Raw genomic sequence first — 14,674 nt, forward strand, 5'->3', positions numbered from 1 at the left:
ACTGAAAGCGGATCAGGCCACAGGCCTATAATTCCGCGATGAATTCCACCGCTATCGCTTCCGACGACTTCCTGGGCCACCCCAAGGGCGTCTACGTCTGCTTCTTCACTGAAATGTGGGAGCGCTTCTCCTTCTACGGCATGAAGGCGCTGTTGCTGCTGTACCTGACCAAATATCACCTGTTCGGCGACAAGGCCGGCCTGGACCTGCTCGGTGCCTACGGTGGCCTGGTGTACTGCATCCCGGTGTTCGGCGGCATGCTGGCCGACCGCTGGCTGGGCATGCGGCGGGCGGTGCTGTTCGGCGGCATCCTGCTGGTGCTCGGCCACCTCGGCATGGCCTTCGAGGGCCACGCCGCTTACCGGGTAAACGGCGAAGTGGTGCGCGACACCTCGGCGCTGGCGGTGACCTACCTGTCGCTGGCGCTGATCATCATGGGCGTCGGTTTCCTCAAGCCGAACATCTCCACCATCGTCGGCAAGCTGTACGCCAAGGATGACCCGCGCCGCGATTCGGGCTTCTCGCTGTTCTACGCCGGCATCAACCTCGGCGCGCTGTTCTCCTCGCTGGTGTGCGGCTTCCTCGGCGAGGCCTATGGCTGGAAGTACGGTTTCGGTGCAGCCGGCATCGGCATGCTGGCCGGCCTGGCGATGTTCCTGTGGGGCCAGAAGTACCTGCAGGGCCACGCCGAACCGCCGCAGCCGGCGGCACTGAAGCAGAAGGTGATGGGCCTGCCGCGCGAATGGCTCATCTACCTGTGCGCGGTGCTTGGTGTGCTGCCGGTGGCGTGGCTGATGTGGGCCGCCGGCAACGGCGCGTTCGCGCTGGGCGGAGAAATCAGCCTGGCGCTGATGCTGATGCTGGTGGTGCTGGGCGGCGTGCTGGTCTGGTTCGCCTGGTTCACCGGCAGCAAGTGCACGCCGGTGCAGCGCCAGCAGATGATCGCGCTGATGGTGCTGATCTTCATGGCGCTGGTGTTCTTCACGATGTACGAGCAGTCCTACGGCTCGTGGGTGACCTTCACCGACCGCCTGCTGACCAAGGACATCGTGCCCTCGCTGGTGATCACCGGCGGCACGCCGCTGCCGTGGTCCATCCTCTCGCTGCTGCTGGCACCGCTGGGCTTCGTGGTCAGCGCGCGCCTGTCGGAACGGCGCCCGGGTTCGGCCGCACCGCGCGCGTTCTTCGCCGCCATTGTCGTGCTGATGCTGGTGCTGCTGGTGCGCGACTGCCTGGTGATCCCGCAGACCGCAGGCTCGCTCACCTATCTCGGCGGCCTGTTCCTGGTGCTGCTGGCGCCGGCCTTCGCCGCGCTGTGGACCTGGATGGACCGCCGCGGCTGGGAGCCGGGCAAGCCGGTGAAGTCGGCCTGGGGCCTGGTGATTGGCGCACTGTCGTTCGTACCGCTGGCACTGGCGGCGCAGCAGGTGGGCGCCACTGGCGAGATGGCCAGCGTGTGGTGGCTGGTGCTGGCCTACTTCCTGCTGGCCAGCGGCGAGATGTGCCTGTCGCCGGTCGGCCTGTCGGCAGTGACCCAGCTGGCCGTGCCGCGGGTGATGAGCCTGATGATGGGCACCTGGTTCCTGGCCACTGCATTCTCGGAGACGCTGGCCGCGCTGTTCGGCAAGCTGGCCGCGATCGAGGTGCCGGAAGGCGAATCGCTGGACATGGTGGCCGCAGCCGGCGCCTATGCGCACCTGTTCTGGCTGCTGATGTGGATCGGCCTGGGTTGCGCACTGGCGGCCTTCATCGCCGCACCGCTGCTGAAGAAGATGATGCACGGGGTGAAGTAAACCCCGCGCTTGCGGAAAACCAGGGCGGCGGAATGATCATCCACCGCCCTGTCAGCTCAGGGCGCCTTGTCCTTGCCGGTCGCGGGCGCGGTCGTCGCAGTCTTGCCGCCCAGGCTGCGCGCCAGGAAGGCCAGCAGCTTGTCGTAGTACTCGCTGCGATGGGCCTCGGTGTAGAAGCCGTGGCCTTCGGTCTTGTAGTACAGGCTTTCCACCGGCGTGCCGGCGCGCTTGAGCGCTGCTTCCATGCGCTCGGTGTGCTGGATCGGCGCGCGCTTGTCTTCGCCACCGGCGGCCAGGAACACCGGCACCTTGATCCGTTCGGCCATGTTCACCGGCGACACCGCACCCAGCTTGGCCGGATCCCCCAGCCATTCGCGCAGATAGGTCACGCCTGAACCCCGGTCCTGGATGTCGCCACGGGTGTACATCATCGGCAGGTCGTAGACCCCGACATAGCCCGCCGCGCACTGATACAACCCGGGTTCGCGGGCGGCACCCATCATCGCCGAGTAGGCCCCGTAGCTGGCGCCGTAGATACAGATGCGACGGCCGTCGGCGATGCCTTCGCTGATTGCCCAGCGGGTGGCATCGGTGACATCGTCCTGCATCGCCGCGCCCCACTGCTGCGCCCCGGCCTGGGTGTGGGCCCGGCCGTAGTTGCCCGAACCACGGAAGTTGACCTGCAGCACGGCATAACCGGCCGCGGCCAGCATCTGCGTTTCGCGGTCGTACTGGCCGGAATCGAAGATGTCGAACGGGCCGCCATGCGGCATCACCACCATCGGCAGGTTGCGCCCGTCGCTGCCGGCCGGCAGGGTCAGGAAGCCATGCAGCGGCAGCCCGTCGCGCGCCTTCAGTGCAATCGGCTTCACGCTGGCACTACGGTCCACGTCGATCCAGTCGCTGCGGCTGATCAGGTGATCGGCCTTGCGCGCCACCGTGTCGTACACATAGAAATCGCCTGGGTTCGAGCCCGACCAGGTTTCCACCAGCACGACACGGCCATCGCGGGTGCTGGAGGTGATGTAGACGGGCCCTCCGAAGGCGGCTTCCAGGCTGCGGTACAGGCGCGCATCGGCCGAGCCTTCATCGAAGAAGCGCGTGCGCGGTTTGTCACCCAGGTACAGCGCGCCTACCGGCACATGGGTGCCGGGCCGGTGGATGATGCGGTACGGATTGACCACCTCGTCGCGCAGAAGCGTCGCGCGTTCGCCGGTCTGCGGGTTCCAGCTGACGATCGCATCCGGGCCCTGGGTCTGCTCGACGTTGAGGTAGGCCAGGCTGTCATCGGCCGAGAAGCCGAGGGCGGTTTCGATGCGCTTGCTGACCGCCTCATCATTGATCAGCTTCCAGCTGTCGCCACTGCGTTCGCGGAAATACAGCTTGTTGATGTTGTCGCTGCCCGAGCCGTGCACGAAGCGGACCTCGCCGGCGCCGTCGGTGGTGAACTCACCGCGCCGTACCGGCGAAGACGCCACCCGCGAGCGACGACCGGTGGTCACATCCATGCGATCGACGCGGGTGAACGGATCCTCGGCCAGCGGCCATACGGTCACCAGCACGTTGCGCTCGTCACCCGGCAGGTCGTCGGCCAGGAAGGCGGCCACGGCTTCGACTTTCTTCGGCTGGATGCGGGTCCCCGGGCCCTTGCTTTCGACGCGATAGCCGACCAGCAGCTCGCCACGGTTGCCATTGGCGTCGATGGCATAGAGTTCGCCGGTGGGATTGGGCTGGTCGAGCGAGCCCCACTTCTGGGCCAGGCCGATCAACAGGCGCTCGTTGCTGACCCAGTCGAATTCCTGCGCATGATTGCGGCTGGGCGGCCAGAAACTGCCGACCACCTCCTTGTCCTTCAACCGCAGGATCGCGATCGCGGTGCTGTCTTCCTTCGGCACTGTTGCCGCCACGTACTCGCCCCCCGGCGAGATCTTGATATCGGTGAAGGTCTCCCGGCGCAGGTACTGCGTCAGGTCCACCGCCCCCGCGCTGCCTGCGGCAACGCCCCCGATGACGGCCAGTGCGGCCGCCAGAATGGTCTTGTGCATCCTTCCCCTGCTCCTGTGGACACCTTGTCCTGGTGGCCGATTCTAGGCAGGGCCATGCATTTCCCGCCAGAGCCGGAAAAGACGACGGCACCGTTGCCGGTGCCGTCGTTGCCACTACCTTGGAGAGAGAGTCAGGACGTGGGTTCGGGGGGCGTGCGCCGGGTCAGTGGACCCCGCGCACCGCCAACATGAGGGCCAGGATGCTGAGGATCACGGCGATGGTGCCGTCGAGCACGCGCCAGGTGCTGGGCTTGGTGAACAGCGGCGCCAGCAGGCGGGCACCGAGGCCCTGCGCGGTCAGCCACAGGCAGCTGGCGGTGACCACGCCGGCAGCGAAAGCCATGCGGGCGTTGCCGAAGTTCTCGGCGATGGAGCCGATCACCATCATGTCCAGCCAGAAGTGCGGGTTGATCAGCGAGAAGCCGACCGCGGCCATCAGCACCGCGCGGCGGCTGCCGTCATCGCTGTCGGCCTCGCCCATGCCACCCCCCCCGGCGATCGCACGGCGTGCCGACTTCATCGCATACCAGGCCAGGAACGCGACACCGGTCCACAGCACGGCGGTCGTCAGCCACGGCAGCGCCGAGGTGAGCGTGCGCAGGCCGGCCACGCTGGCGAAGATGAAGATGGCATCGATGGCCGCGCAGGTGGCGACCACCGGCACGATGTGCTTGCGCAGGATGCCCTGGCGCAGAATGAAGGCGCTCTGGGCGCCGACCACCGCGAACAGGCCGATGCCGGTGGCTGCACCAGAGAACCAGGCACCGAGGCCGGTGCTGGCGGAGATGACCGAGAACATGGGATTCACTGCCTTGTATTGCTTGGGGGGGACGGTGCCTCGCGAAGGCGGACAGCACCGGAACGGACGCCATTGTCGCGCCGCAACATGGAAAAGACGAGCTAAACTTCCTAAACCAACATTAGCGGAGCTTAATTCGATGCGCATCGATCATGCCCAGCTGCGCGCCCTGGCCGCGGTGATCCGCGAAGGCAGCTTCGACCGCGCCGCACAGTCGTTGAATGTCACGCCCTCGGCCATCTCGCAGCGGGTCAAGGCACTGGAGGACCGGATCGGCCGCCTGCTGGTCAAGCGCGGCACGCCTGCCACGGCCACCGCCGAGGGGCAGCTGCTGGTGCAGCTGGCCGAGCAGACCGCCCTGCTCGAACACGATGCGCTGCACCGGATGGGCCTGGCCGATGAGGATCTGCCCCAGGCCAGCATCCCGGTGGCGGTGAACCACGACAGCCTGGAAACCTGGTTTCCGCAGGCCGCCTACCAGTTCGCGCAGACCACCGGCACCACCCTGGACCTGCGCGTGGAAGACCAGGACCACACCGTGGAGCTGCTGCGCCAGGGCACGGTGCTGGGCGCAGTGACCACGCTGGACGAGCCGGTGCAGGGCTGCCAGATCCATGCGCTGGGCAGCATCCGCTACGCCGCCACCTGTACCCCCGAGTTCCGCGAACGCCACTTCGCCAAGGGCGTGACCGCGCAGGCGCTGGCACAGGCGCCGGTATTGGTGTTCAACCGCAAGGACGAAATGCAGTCGCGCTTCGCCCGGCGCATGGCCGGCGACGACCTGCCCAGTACCGCACCGACCTGGTGGATCCCCTCCACCCGGGCCTTCGTGCAGGCCAACCTCGGCGGACTGGGCTGGACCATGAACCCGCTGCCGCTGGTCAAGCGGCACCTGGACGCAGGCCGCCTGGTCTACGTGCGCCAGCGCGCGTGGGAGGACGTGCCGCTGTACTGGCAGCACTGGAAGGGCGACGTGCAGACCATGGCCCTGCTGACCCGCGCGGTACTGGATGCGTCCTCCGCGCTGATCCGGCGCAAGCGCTGACGCCCAGCGGGAAAAAGGGGACGGAGGGGATTAAGTCGTCTTTGCCCCGGATGTCGTTTGGGTCTTAAACGACTTAATCCCCTCCGTCCCCTTTTTTTTTGCTCCATCGGATCTCCACGTAAGCTCCACACCAGGTCCATGCGTGATGCGGATACTGGTCGGCCGATCACTGCAAGGATGCCCTGCATGCCTGTATTCGTCCGCGACGCCCGCCCCGAAGATGCCGCCGCCTGCATCGACCTGCGCGGGCGCACCCGCGAGAACGCCTTCAGTGCGGCCCAGCTGGCAGAACTGGGCATCACCGAGGACAGCTGGGCAGCCGGCATCGCCCAGGGCGATTCGATCGGCCGCGTCGCCTGGGACGGCGAGCGCATGGCCGGTTACTGCTTCGCCGATCGTGACAGCGGCGAGGTGCTGGTGCTTGCCCTGCTGCCGGACTACGAGGGCCGCGGCATCGGCCGCCAGCTGCTGCAGGACGTGGTCAGCCTGACCCGCGATGCCGGCCACCAGCGGCTGTTCCTGGCCTGCTCGGCCGACCCGCGTTCGCGCTCGCATGGCTTCTACCGCCGCCTGGGCTGGCGCCCGACCGGCGAGCTCGATGAGGCCGGCGACGAGATCCTTGAGCTGGTTCCCACCGTCGCCGGGCGCCGCCTGCCGCCCACGTGACAGCGTCGCGAAACGTCGGATGCTGCGTTGCATCAAAAAACGACCGGATCCGGTTAGAATCGCGGATGGATGCTGCAAGGCGTTGTTTCTTCACGCCCTTTCCCTGCCCCACGCGCATCCTGACCCCTTCCCCTCCGCCAACGATCCCGCCCCCATGAAGAAATTTGGCAAGGCCCTGCTCGCCCTGCTCGTGCTGCTGTTGCTGGCCGCCGCGCTGTTCCTGTACTGGCCACTGACCCAGCGCTCCGTGCCCGCCGCCAGCAACGACAAGCCCGTCGATGTTGTGCTGGTCGGCGCCGGCATCATGAGCATCACCCTGGCCACCTACCTGCAGGAACTGCAGCCGGACTGGAACATCCAGGTCTACGAACGCCTCGACGGCGTCGCCGGTGAAAGCTCCGATGGCTGGAACAACGCCGGCACCGGCCACTCGGCGTTCGCCGAACTGAACTACACCCCGGAACTGCCCGACGGCAGCATCGAGACCAAGCGCGCGGTCGGCATCGCCGAATCGTTCGAGGTCTCGCGCCAGTTCTGGTCGCACCAGGTGAAGGAAGGCCGGCTGAGCCAGCCCAGCGACTTCATCAACCCGACCCCGCACATGAGCTTCGTCTGGGGCGATGACAACATCGCCTACCTGCACAAGCGCCAGCAGGCCCTGGTGAAGAACCCGCTGTTCTACGGCATGCAGTACTCCGAGGATCCGGCGCAGATCAAGCAGTGGGCCCCGCTGCTGATGGAAGGCCGTGACCCGAAGCAGAAGGTTGCCGCGACCTGGATGCCGCTCGGTACCGACGTCAACTTCGGTGTGATCACCCGCCAGCTGACCGCCGGCCTGCAGCGCAGCCCGAACTTCAGCCTGCACCTGAACCATGAAGTGACCGCCCTGCGGCAGAACGCCGACAAGAGCTGGAACGTCACGGTGAAGGATCTCAAGGCCGGCACCGAAACCACCACTCACACCCGCTTCGTGTTCATCGGTGCCGGCGGCGCCGCGCTGAAGCTGCTGCAGATGTCGGGCATTCCGGAATCGAAGGACTACGCAGGCTTCCCGGTCGGTGGCCAGTTCCTCGCCTTCCAGGGCCAGGACGTGACCTCGCGCCATGGCGTAAAGGCCTACGGCATGGCCGAAACCGGTTCGCCGCCGATGTCGGTGCCGCACCTGGATGCACGCAAGCTGGACGGCAAGCCGGTGGTCCTGTTCGGGCCGTTCGCGCTGTACAGCACCAAGTTCCTCAAGCACGGCTCGTGGTGGGACCTGTATTCCTCGGTGACCCACAACAACGTTGGCCCGATGCTGGAAGTGGGCAAGGACAACCTGGACCTGGTGCAGTACCTGATGGGCCAGGCGCGCCTGAATGATGCCGACCGCCAGGCCGAACTGGTCAAGTACTTCCCCAATGCCAAGCCGGGTGACTGGAAGCTGGTCACCGCCGGCCAGCGCGTGCAGATCATCAAGCGCGATCCGCTGAAGGGCCCGGTGCTGCAGTTCGGTACCGAGATCGTGACCGACAAGGACCACACCATCGCCGCGCTGCTCGGCGCGTCGCCGGGCGCGTCGACCTCGCCGCCGATCATGCTGGACCTGATGGCCAAGGCCTTCCCGGACCAGATGAAGGCCGGTTGGGAAACCCGCCTGCGCGAGATCGTGCCGTCGTACGGGCGCAAGCTCAACGACAGCGCCGCACTGGTCAACGAGATCCGTACGCTCACCAGCCAGGCCCTGCACCTGCCGTACCTGGAGGTGCCGGTGGATGCGAACGCGGCGGTGCCGGCTCCGGCCGCTGCGGCTCCGGCACCGGCGAAGGAAAAGCGCAATGCCAATGAGGAACTGCAGGCGCTGTAAGCCCGCGCGTTCCTTCGATGCAGACGGACGGCCACCTTCGGGTGGCCGTTTGTTTTTGTGCGAGGTGGGTCGGATCCCTCCCGCACGGGAGGGCTCTGACCTGCGATTGGGCGTCGATGATGGGGTCAGAGCCCATTGTCTGCAGCAACGGGATCCGACCCCGGCCCGCCACCGCTCTGCGCCGGGAAGCCCCTGCACAATGACGCGATTTGTAATGTTGTTAAGAATTATTTACATTTGCACCCTGCGCAGTGATCGCGCCGCTCCAGATGGACCTGACCGTGCCCGAAGCCGCCGCCCCGGGTGCTGGACGACTGTTGCCGCCCTTCCCCGTTTCCAAGCCTCGAGCCCACCATGCCCCTGCCTGTCCGTAACCGCCTGCCCCGCCGCGCGCTGCTGCCGGCTGCCCTGCTTTCGTCGCTGACCCTGCTGGCCACGCCCGCCGCGTTCGCCGCCACCGATGCCGCCGGCGATGCCAAGACCCTGGACCGGGTCAGCGTCCGGGCCGAGCAGTCCGCTCCGCCGGCCAGCACCACGCGCCTGCCGATCACCCTGCAGGAAACCCCGCAGTCGGCCACCGCGATCAGCCTGCAGCGCCTGCAGGACGAATCACTGTTCAGCATCAACGATGTGATGCGCAACGTGACCGGCGTCAGCGTGTCCTTCTATGACACGCAGCGCCCGCTGTACTACGCGCGTGGCTTCGCCATCACCGACTTCCAGGTCGACGGCATTCCCACCTACAGCGGCTCCACCAACCAGGAATACGACACCGCCTTCTACGACCGCATCGAAGTGATCCGCGGTGCCAACGGCCTGCTCAGCGGCGCCGGCGTGCCGTCGGCCACGGTCAACCTGCTGCGCAAGCGCCCCGGCAAGGAATTCGACGCGTCGTTCGCGGTCAGCGCCGGTAGCTGGGACTACCGCCGCATGGAAGCCGACGTCACCGCGCCGCTGACCGATGACGGCCGTTTCCGCAGCCGCGTGGTCGCCGCTTACACCGATCGCGGGCTGTACTACGACCGTTACGACGAGAACAAGATGGCCGGCATGGCGGTGCTGGAAGGCGATGTCACCGACAGCACCACCCTCACCCTCGGCTACCAGACCCAGGACAACAACCCGACCGGTTCGACCTGGGGCACCGTGCCGTTCTTCGACAGCCAGGGCAATTTCGCCCATCTGCCGCGCTCGACCAACCTGTCGCCGAAGTGGAGCTACTGGAAGCGCGAGAGCAACACCGCCTTCGCCAACCTGGAGCAGCGTTTCGGCGACAACTGGCTGTTGAAGATCAACACCGCCTACACCCGCGGCAACGTGCAGAACGTGCGCCTGTACGGCACCGGCAACCCGGACCCGGTGACCGGCTCGGGCATCTTCCTGCGTGCGGCCGCCGGTGATTCGAAAGACACCCGCCGCAATGTCGATGCTTACCTGACCGGCAACTTCCCGCTGTTCGGCCGCGACCACGACCTCACGATCGGCGCCCAGTGGTCGGACCTGGAAGGCACCACCAATACCGTGTCGCTGAACTTCCCGGGGGACTGGGCCACCTGCGGGCGTGAGCGCTGCTACTACATCCCCAATGTGTACTCCTGGAACGGCGACATTTCCGAGGTGACCTACACCCGCACCGGCGCACGCCGCGTAGCGAAGACCACGCAGAGCGGCGTCTATCTGGCCACCCGCCTGCACCTGGCCGATCCGCTGTCGTTGATTGCCGGTGCACGCCTGAGCCGCTGGGAAACCCTCACCCGCTCCTACAACGCCACCGGCGCCTATACCGGCACCAGCGGTGCGTACAAGGTGAGCGATGAAGTCACTCCGTACGTGGGCCTGGTCTACGAGATCACCCCGAACGTGTCGGCCTATGCCAGCTACACCGAGATCTTCAATCCGCAGAACTACAAGGACCGCAACGAGAACCTGCTGGCACCGGTGCAGGGCTCGAACCTGGAAGCGGGCATCAAGACGCAGTGGTTCGATGGCCGCCTGACCGCAAATGCCGCTGTGTTCGAGGCCAAGCAGGACAACTACGCGGTGCGTGACATGGGCGTGCCGGAAGGCACGCTGAGCGACGGCAGCTCGGCCTACATCGGCGTGAACGGTACCAAGGCGCGCGGTTGGGAGATGGACGTCAACGGCGAGATCCTGCCGGGCTGGACGGTCAATGCCGGCTACACCCACGTCAAGGTCACCCGCGCCGCCACCGACCTGCTGTACGCCAACCCGCCCAAGGACCTGCTGCAGCTCAACACCCAGCTGCAGCTGCGCGGCGCGCTGGAACGCCTGAGCATCGGCGGGGGCCTGCAGTGGCAGAGCAGGGTGCAGGGCTACAACATCGCCTACCCGCTGGGCGGCACGGTAACGGTGAACCAGCCAGCGTATTCGCTGGTCCAGTTCAATGCCAACTACCGCATCAGCGACAACTGGACCGCGACGCTGAGCGTGCGCAACGCGCTGGACAAGACCTACTGGGCGAACCTGGACTACAACAACTTCGGCGAGCCGCGATTCGTATCCGCCAGCCTGCGCTGGAAGTTCTGAGGCAGGCAGGGGTTGCCGGGCTGTGCCCGGCACCTTGTAGCGTCGAGCCATGCTCGACTGCTTTCTTGCTCAGGCACGGCGGCGTTGAAGCGAAGAGCAGTCGAGCATGGCTCGACGCTACAGGGACCTCAATCGCCGCAGCTGCCGCCGTCCCCCCCGCCGCCATCACTGCTGCAGTCGGAGCTGCTGTGGCTGTGATGGCTGTGGTTGTCATCTGAGTAGCCACCTGAGCTGTCGTAGCTTGCGCCGCCATCCCCCCGGCTGCCCGAGCCATCGGCCGTAGCCACCGCCATGCACAGGATGGCCCCGACCAGCGGCAGCAGCCAGACCAGCAGCAGCTGCACCGTCCGGCCACCCGCCGACAGTCCATCACGCCTGACGATCACCACGGTGGCCACCACGTTCAGGCCCAGCACCAGCAGGACCAGCAGAAGGGCAACGATCAGCATTCGGCGACTCCATGCCTGGACTGGAGGCATTATGGCCTGTCACCCCGGCAATGGCCCTGCCTGTCATGAAGATGGGACAATGTGGGGGCGCGCCGGCCTGCCCCGTGGCCGCCGGCGCCCCTCGCACCACACGGAAGAAGAAGAACAACAACATGCTGAAAGTCATTTTCGATACCGACCCGGGCGTCGACGACGCCCTGGCCCTGCTTTACCTGCACAAGCACGCCCAGATCGACCTGATCGGTGTCACCACCACCTTCGGCAATGCCTCGGTGGAGTCGACCACGCACAACGCGCTGTACCTGAAGCAGGCCTGGGGCTTCGCCGCCCCGGTCGCGCGCGGTGCCGATGGCCCGCTGCAGCCGGAAGCCACCCCGGAAGCGTGGCCGGTGCACATCCACGGCCACAACGGCCTGGGCAACCACCCGGTGCCGGCCAGCCTGGACGTGGCCGCCGATGCCCGCCCGGCCCATCAGCTGATCATCGATCTGGTCCGCGCCCATCCGGGCGAAGTGACCCTGGTCGCGGTCGGCCGCATGACCAACCTGGCCCTGGCCCTGCAGCAGGCCCCGGACATCGCCGGCCTGGTACGCGGCGTGGTGATCATGGGCGGCGCCTTCCACGTCAACGGCAACATCACCCCGGCCGCCGAGGCCAATATCTGGGGCGATGCCGAAGCCGCCGACGTGGTGTTCACCGCCAGCTGGCCAGTCACCGCGATCGGCCTGGACGTGACCACCCGCGTGGAAATGGACCGTGACGGCCTGGATAAGCTGGCCACCATCGGCGGTGCCGACGCCGAGCTGGTCCGTGCGCTGTCGCAGGATTACGTGGACTTCTACCTGCAGGCCGGCCACAAGGGCATGGTCGTGCATGACTGCTGCGCGTGCATCGCGCTGACCCGCCCGGAACTGTTCCAGTTCGAGCGCGCCAGCGTGCGCGTGGCCACCGACGGCGTCGCCCGCGGCATGACCATTCCCAAGCCGGAAGGCCTGGCATTCGGCCCCAGCGTATGGGACGGCCACGTGGTGCAGTCGATCGCCATCGGTGTGGATGCGGCCGCGGTACTGGCCGACATCGAGCAGACCCTGAAGGTCTGACCGGCTAGCGCCTGGCCCTGCCCGGGACCGTCTCGGGCAGGGTCCACAGCACCGGCAGCACCAGCACCGCCACCAGCGCGATCATCGCGCCCGGCGCCGCCGCCCAGCCGCTGCGCTCCACCCACCATTGCGCCAGCCATGGCGTTGCCCCGCCGAAGAAGGCAGTGGCCATTGTTACCCCCAGTGCCAGGCCGCTGACCCGGCCTTCGCCTGGGAACTGCTCAGCCGTGGCCGGGGCCGCCACCGCGCTTACACCACCGGCCACGCAAGCCAGCAGCACCGCCGCCAGCACGATGCCCAGCGCTGTCGCCTGTGCCATCCACGCAAACAGGGACAGCGGCAGCAACGCTGCCAGCACGGTCAGGCCCAACAACACCGGACGTCGTCCGATGCGGTCCGACAAAGCGCCACACAGGGGCGTGATCGCGATCACTGCCACCGCCGCGATCGTCGACAGCCACAGTGCGTCACCCTCATCGTGGCCCTGCGCGTGCAGGAATGCAGGCACATAGGTGATGCCCACGTAGTAAGTGATCGATCCCAGCGCCGAAATCGCGAACGTGCGCGCCACCGCCAACGGATGATGCTGCAGCACATGCCGCAGTGGTGTGGCGGGAATGCTGCCTTCGCGGCGCTGGCGCTCGAACTCCGGCGACTCGTGCATGCCCGAACGCGCAATCAGGATCACCAGCGCAAGCGCGGCGCCGACGAGGAACGGAATCCGCCAGCCCCAACGGTCCAGCTGCACGGTGGGCAGCAGCGCGACGGTAAGTGCAGAGATCGCCACCGCCAGCAGTGCGCCCACTTCGCTGGCCGCCGAAGCCAATGACGTAACCAGGCCGCGTCGGCGCGCCGGTGCGCTTTCCAGCAGGTACGCCACCACGCCGGTATATTCGCCGCCCACCGAGAACGCCATCACGCAGCGCAGCAGCAGCAGCAGCACGCCGGCCGTGGCGCCTGCGGTGGCCGCGGTCGGCAGCAGCGCAGTGGCCAGCATTGCCGCTGCCATCAACGCCATCGACGCAAGCAACATCCATCGCCGGCCGAGCCGGTCACCCAGGTGACCAAAGCACAGCGCGCCCAGCGGACGCATCAGGTAGGACACGGCGAATCCGGCCAAGGTGACCAGCAGCGCCTGCTCGCCACCGCCGAAGAACACCCGCGACAGCACCGTGGCGAAGTACAGGTACAGGGTGAAGTCGTACCACTCCACCACCGTGGACAGGCCGGCCACCCACATCGAGCGCTGTCGCGCCACAGTCATTGCGTATTCGCCTTCAACAGCCTCGATCCCGGATGTACAGGTTCGGCGCAGCGTGGCATGGACGGGGTGAAATACCGGTCATCGGCTGTCCGCTGCCTGCATGTACTGGGTTTCATGGCCGGTGAAACGTTCGCCGTCAAAGCCGAAGCAGAAGCGCCCCTCCTCGAACACGCGGTAGACCAGCAACGCGCCATCGAGGCAGAACTGCTGCTGGTCCACGCCCGTTTCCAGTGTCCCGTATCCGGTTGCATCACCGCCCTTCCCTGCCGGCCCGGTGAAGGCATCGAACGGCAGTGGCGTCGCCCTGCCTGTGCGGGTATCGACCAGTACCAGCGTGCGCTGGAAGTACTCGGGTCGATCATCGACCTGTACCAGCAGATAGTACTGGTTGAAATTGGGTTTCCGATGCTGGAGGGCATCTTCGATGGCTGCGCGGTGCCGCGCATCGCAGAAGTCGACCGGGCTGTAGCGGTAGCTGCAACCGTCGTGATCGTAGGGCAGGTTCATGCCGGAATAGCTGATGCTTCCCTCGCTGTCCACGTCGTGGCCCAGTTCCGGGGTGCTGCACAGCAGCCACGAACGCTGCGCATCCTCTGGGTCGGCCAGCAGCTTCGGCTCGCGCCCTTCCTCGTAGGCCGCACCACCCGGGAAGTCCTGCCCGAAACGCTGGCGGACGATGGGACGTGCCTTCTCCAGCGGCAGGCCGATCCTGGCCCCACGGAACGAAACGAACGTCATCGTCGGCAGGATCACTTCCTCCACCGGCAGCCCCTTCCATTGCCCCTGCACGCAGAACGTGGCGATCTCGTTCTCCCCGTCTTCCTTGCAGGGTTTCGGTGCGTTCGCCGCCAACCAGGGATGGGCCGGGCGCCCGGTCTGCTGATCGATGTACCAGCCGTCCAGCACGCAGGTCGGCAAGGCATCCAGTAGTGGAGAGAGGTCTGCTGCGGTGGCCGGGGCGGCAAGCGGTGTGCCCGCTGTGGGTGCCACGGTCGACGCGTCCGGTGTGCGCTGGCAGGCCGCCAGCGCGAGTAGACCGGACAGCAGCGCGACGTGGCGCGGACACCGGATTGAATGCTGCGTTCCCTGCATTGCGTGTTTCCTGGTTTCGACACTCCCT

Annotated in this window: 11 protein-coding genes; 6 read left to right on the plus strand and 5 right to left on the minus strand. The window is 66.7% G+C overall.

The genetic code is table 11. The annotated features are described in order from the left end of the window. Positions 1-38 precede the first annotated feature (38 nt). Positions 39-1,793 (plus strand): peptide MFS transporter, encoded by a 1,755-nt coding sequence (locus tag HMPREF3114_RS07770; RefSeq protein WP_053497657.1) that lies wholly within the window; start codon positions 39-41, stop codon positions 1,791-1,793. 56 nt (positions 1,794-1,849) lie between these two features. Here HMPREF3114_RS07770 and HMPREF3114_RS07775 read toward each other — a convergent pair whose 3' ends face one another. Together HMPREF3114_RS07775 and HMPREF3114_RS07780 are read right to left on the minus strand one after the other, a co-directional pair. Next, a complete protein-coding gene (locus HMPREF3114_RS07775) occupies positions 1,850-3,838 on the minus strand; it encodes an alpha/beta hydrolase family protein (RefSeq protein WP_053497655.1) in 1,989 nt (662 codons plus the stop codon). Between the two features lie 163 nt (positions 3,839-4,001). Continuing rightward, complete coding sequence (locus tag HMPREF3114_RS07780) at positions 4,002-4,637, minus strand: LysE/ArgO family amino acid transporter (protein ID WP_005415673.1); 636 nt, start codon at positions 4,635-4,637, stop codon at positions 4,002-4,004. Between the two features lie 139 nt (positions 4,638-4,776). Here HMPREF3114_RS07780 and HMPREF3114_RS07785 point away from each other — a divergent pair, with 139 nt between their 5' ends. The 4 genes from HMPREF3114_RS07785 (at position 4,777) to HMPREF3114_RS07800 (ending at position 10,741) form a co-directional block, all read left to right on the plus strand. Next, positions 4,777-5,682 (plus strand): LysR family transcriptional regulator ArgP, encoded by a 906-nt coding sequence (locus HMPREF3114_RS07785; protein WP_005415672.1) that lies wholly within the window; start codon positions 4,777-4,779, stop codon positions 5,680-5,682. Positions 5,683-5,868: 186 nt separating this feature from the next. Further along, complete coding sequence (locus HMPREF3114_RS07790) at positions 5,869-6,348, plus strand: GNAT family N-acetyltransferase (RefSeq protein ID WP_053497651.1); 480 nt, start codon at positions 5,869-5,871, stop codon at positions 6,346-6,348. A gap of 154 nt (positions 6,349-6,502) precedes the next feature. Then, positions 6,503-8,194, plus strand: a complete 1,692-nt coding sequence (mqo, locus tag HMPREF3114_RS07795; RefSeq protein ID WP_053497650.1) for a malate dehydrogenase (quinone) — start codon at positions 6,503-6,505, stop codon at positions 8,192-8,194. Positions 8,195-8,548: 354 nt separating this feature from the next. After that, positions 8,549-10,741: a TonB-dependent siderophore receptor gene (locus HMPREF3114_RS07800; RefSeq protein ID WP_053497648.1), complete on the plus strand. Its 2,193-nt coding sequence runs from the start codon at positions 8,549-8,551 to the stop codon at positions 10,739-10,741. 128 nt (positions 10,742-10,869) lie between these two features. On the opposite strand, the gene HMPREF3114_RS07805 is transcribed toward HMPREF3114_RS07800, so the two are convergent. Then, positions 10,870-11,190: a hypothetical protein gene (locus tag HMPREF3114_RS07805; protein WP_053497646.1), complete on the minus strand. Its 321-nt coding sequence runs from the start codon at positions 11,188-11,190 to the stop codon at positions 10,870-10,872. 152 nt (positions 11,191-11,342) lie between these two features. Here HMPREF3114_RS07805 and HMPREF3114_RS07810 point away from each other — a divergent pair, with 152 nt between their 5' ends. After that, complete coding sequence (locus HMPREF3114_RS07810; RefSeq protein WP_005415667.1) at positions 11,343-12,290, plus strand: nucleoside hydrolase; 948 nt, start codon at positions 11,343-11,345, stop codon at positions 12,288-12,290. A 4-nt stretch (positions 12,291-12,294) separates the two neighbouring features. Here the strand turns inward: HMPREF3114_RS07810 and HMPREF3114_RS07815 are convergent, their stop codons facing one another. Together HMPREF3114_RS07815 and HMPREF3114_RS07820 are read right to left on the minus strand one after the other, a co-directional pair. Then, complete coding sequence (locus HMPREF3114_RS07815) at positions 12,295-13,554, minus strand: MFS transporter (RefSeq protein WP_070489514.1); 1,260 nt, start codon at positions 13,552-13,554, stop codon at positions 12,295-12,297. Between the two features lie 78 nt (positions 13,555-13,632). Next, entirely contained in the window at positions 13,633-14,646 is a 1,014-nt protein-coding gene (locus HMPREF3114_RS07820) for a hypothetical protein (RefSeq protein ID WP_053497640.1), read from the minus strand. Positions 14,647-14,674: the final 28 nt, after the last annotated feature.

It is taken from the genome of Stenotrophomonas sp. HMSC10F07, assembly GCF_001807895.1.
GTDB lineage: Bacteria > Pseudomonadota > Gammaproteobacteria > Xanthomonadales > Xanthomonadaceae > Stenotrophomonas > Stenotrophomonas sepilia.

Coding starts and splice junctions, on each gene's coding strand:
- HMPREF3114_RS07780 (WP_005415673.1), bottom strand. CDS start 4,637: ATGTTCTCGGTCATCTCCGCCAGCACCGGCCTCGGTGCCTGGTTCTCT.
- HMPREF3114_RS07790 (WP_053497651.1), top strand. CDS start 5,869: ATGCCTGTATTCGTCCGCGACGCCCGCCCCGAAGATGCCGCCGCCTGC.
- HMPREF3114_RS07820 (WP_053497640.1), bottom strand. CDS start 14,646: ATGCAGGGAACGCAGCATTCAATCCGGTGTCCGCGCCACGTCGCGCTG.
- HMPREF3114_RS07775 (WP_053497655.1), bottom strand. CDS start 3,838: ATGCACAAGACCATTCTGGCGGCCGCACTGGCCGTCATCGGGGGCGTT.
- HMPREF3114_RS07815 (WP_070489514.1), bottom strand. CDS start 13,554: ATGACTGTGGCGCGACAGCGCTCGATGTGGGTGGCCGGCCTGTCCACG.
- HMPREF3114_RS07770 (WP_053497657.1), top strand. CDS start 39: ATGAATTCCACCGCTATCGCTTCCGACGACTTCCTGGGCCACCCCAAG.
- HMPREF3114_RS07800 (WP_053497648.1), top strand. CDS start 8,549: ATGCCCCTGCCTGTCCGTAACCGCCTGCCCCGCCGCGCGCTGCTGCCG.
- HMPREF3114_RS07810 (WP_005415667.1), top strand. CDS start 11,343: ATGCTGAAAGTCATTTTCGATACCGACCCGGGCGTCGACGACGCCCTG.
- mqo (WP_053497650.1), top strand. CDS start 6,503: ATGAAGAAATTTGGCAAGGCCCTGCTCGCCCTGCTCGTGCTGCTGTTG.
- HMPREF3114_RS07805 (WP_053497646.1), bottom strand. CDS start 11,190: ATGCTGATCGTTGCCCTTCTGCTGGTCCTGCTGGTGCTGGGCCTGAAC.
- HMPREF3114_RS07785 (WP_005415672.1), top strand. CDS start 4,777: ATGCGCATCGATCATGCCCAGCTGCGCGCCCTGGCCGCGGTGATCCGC.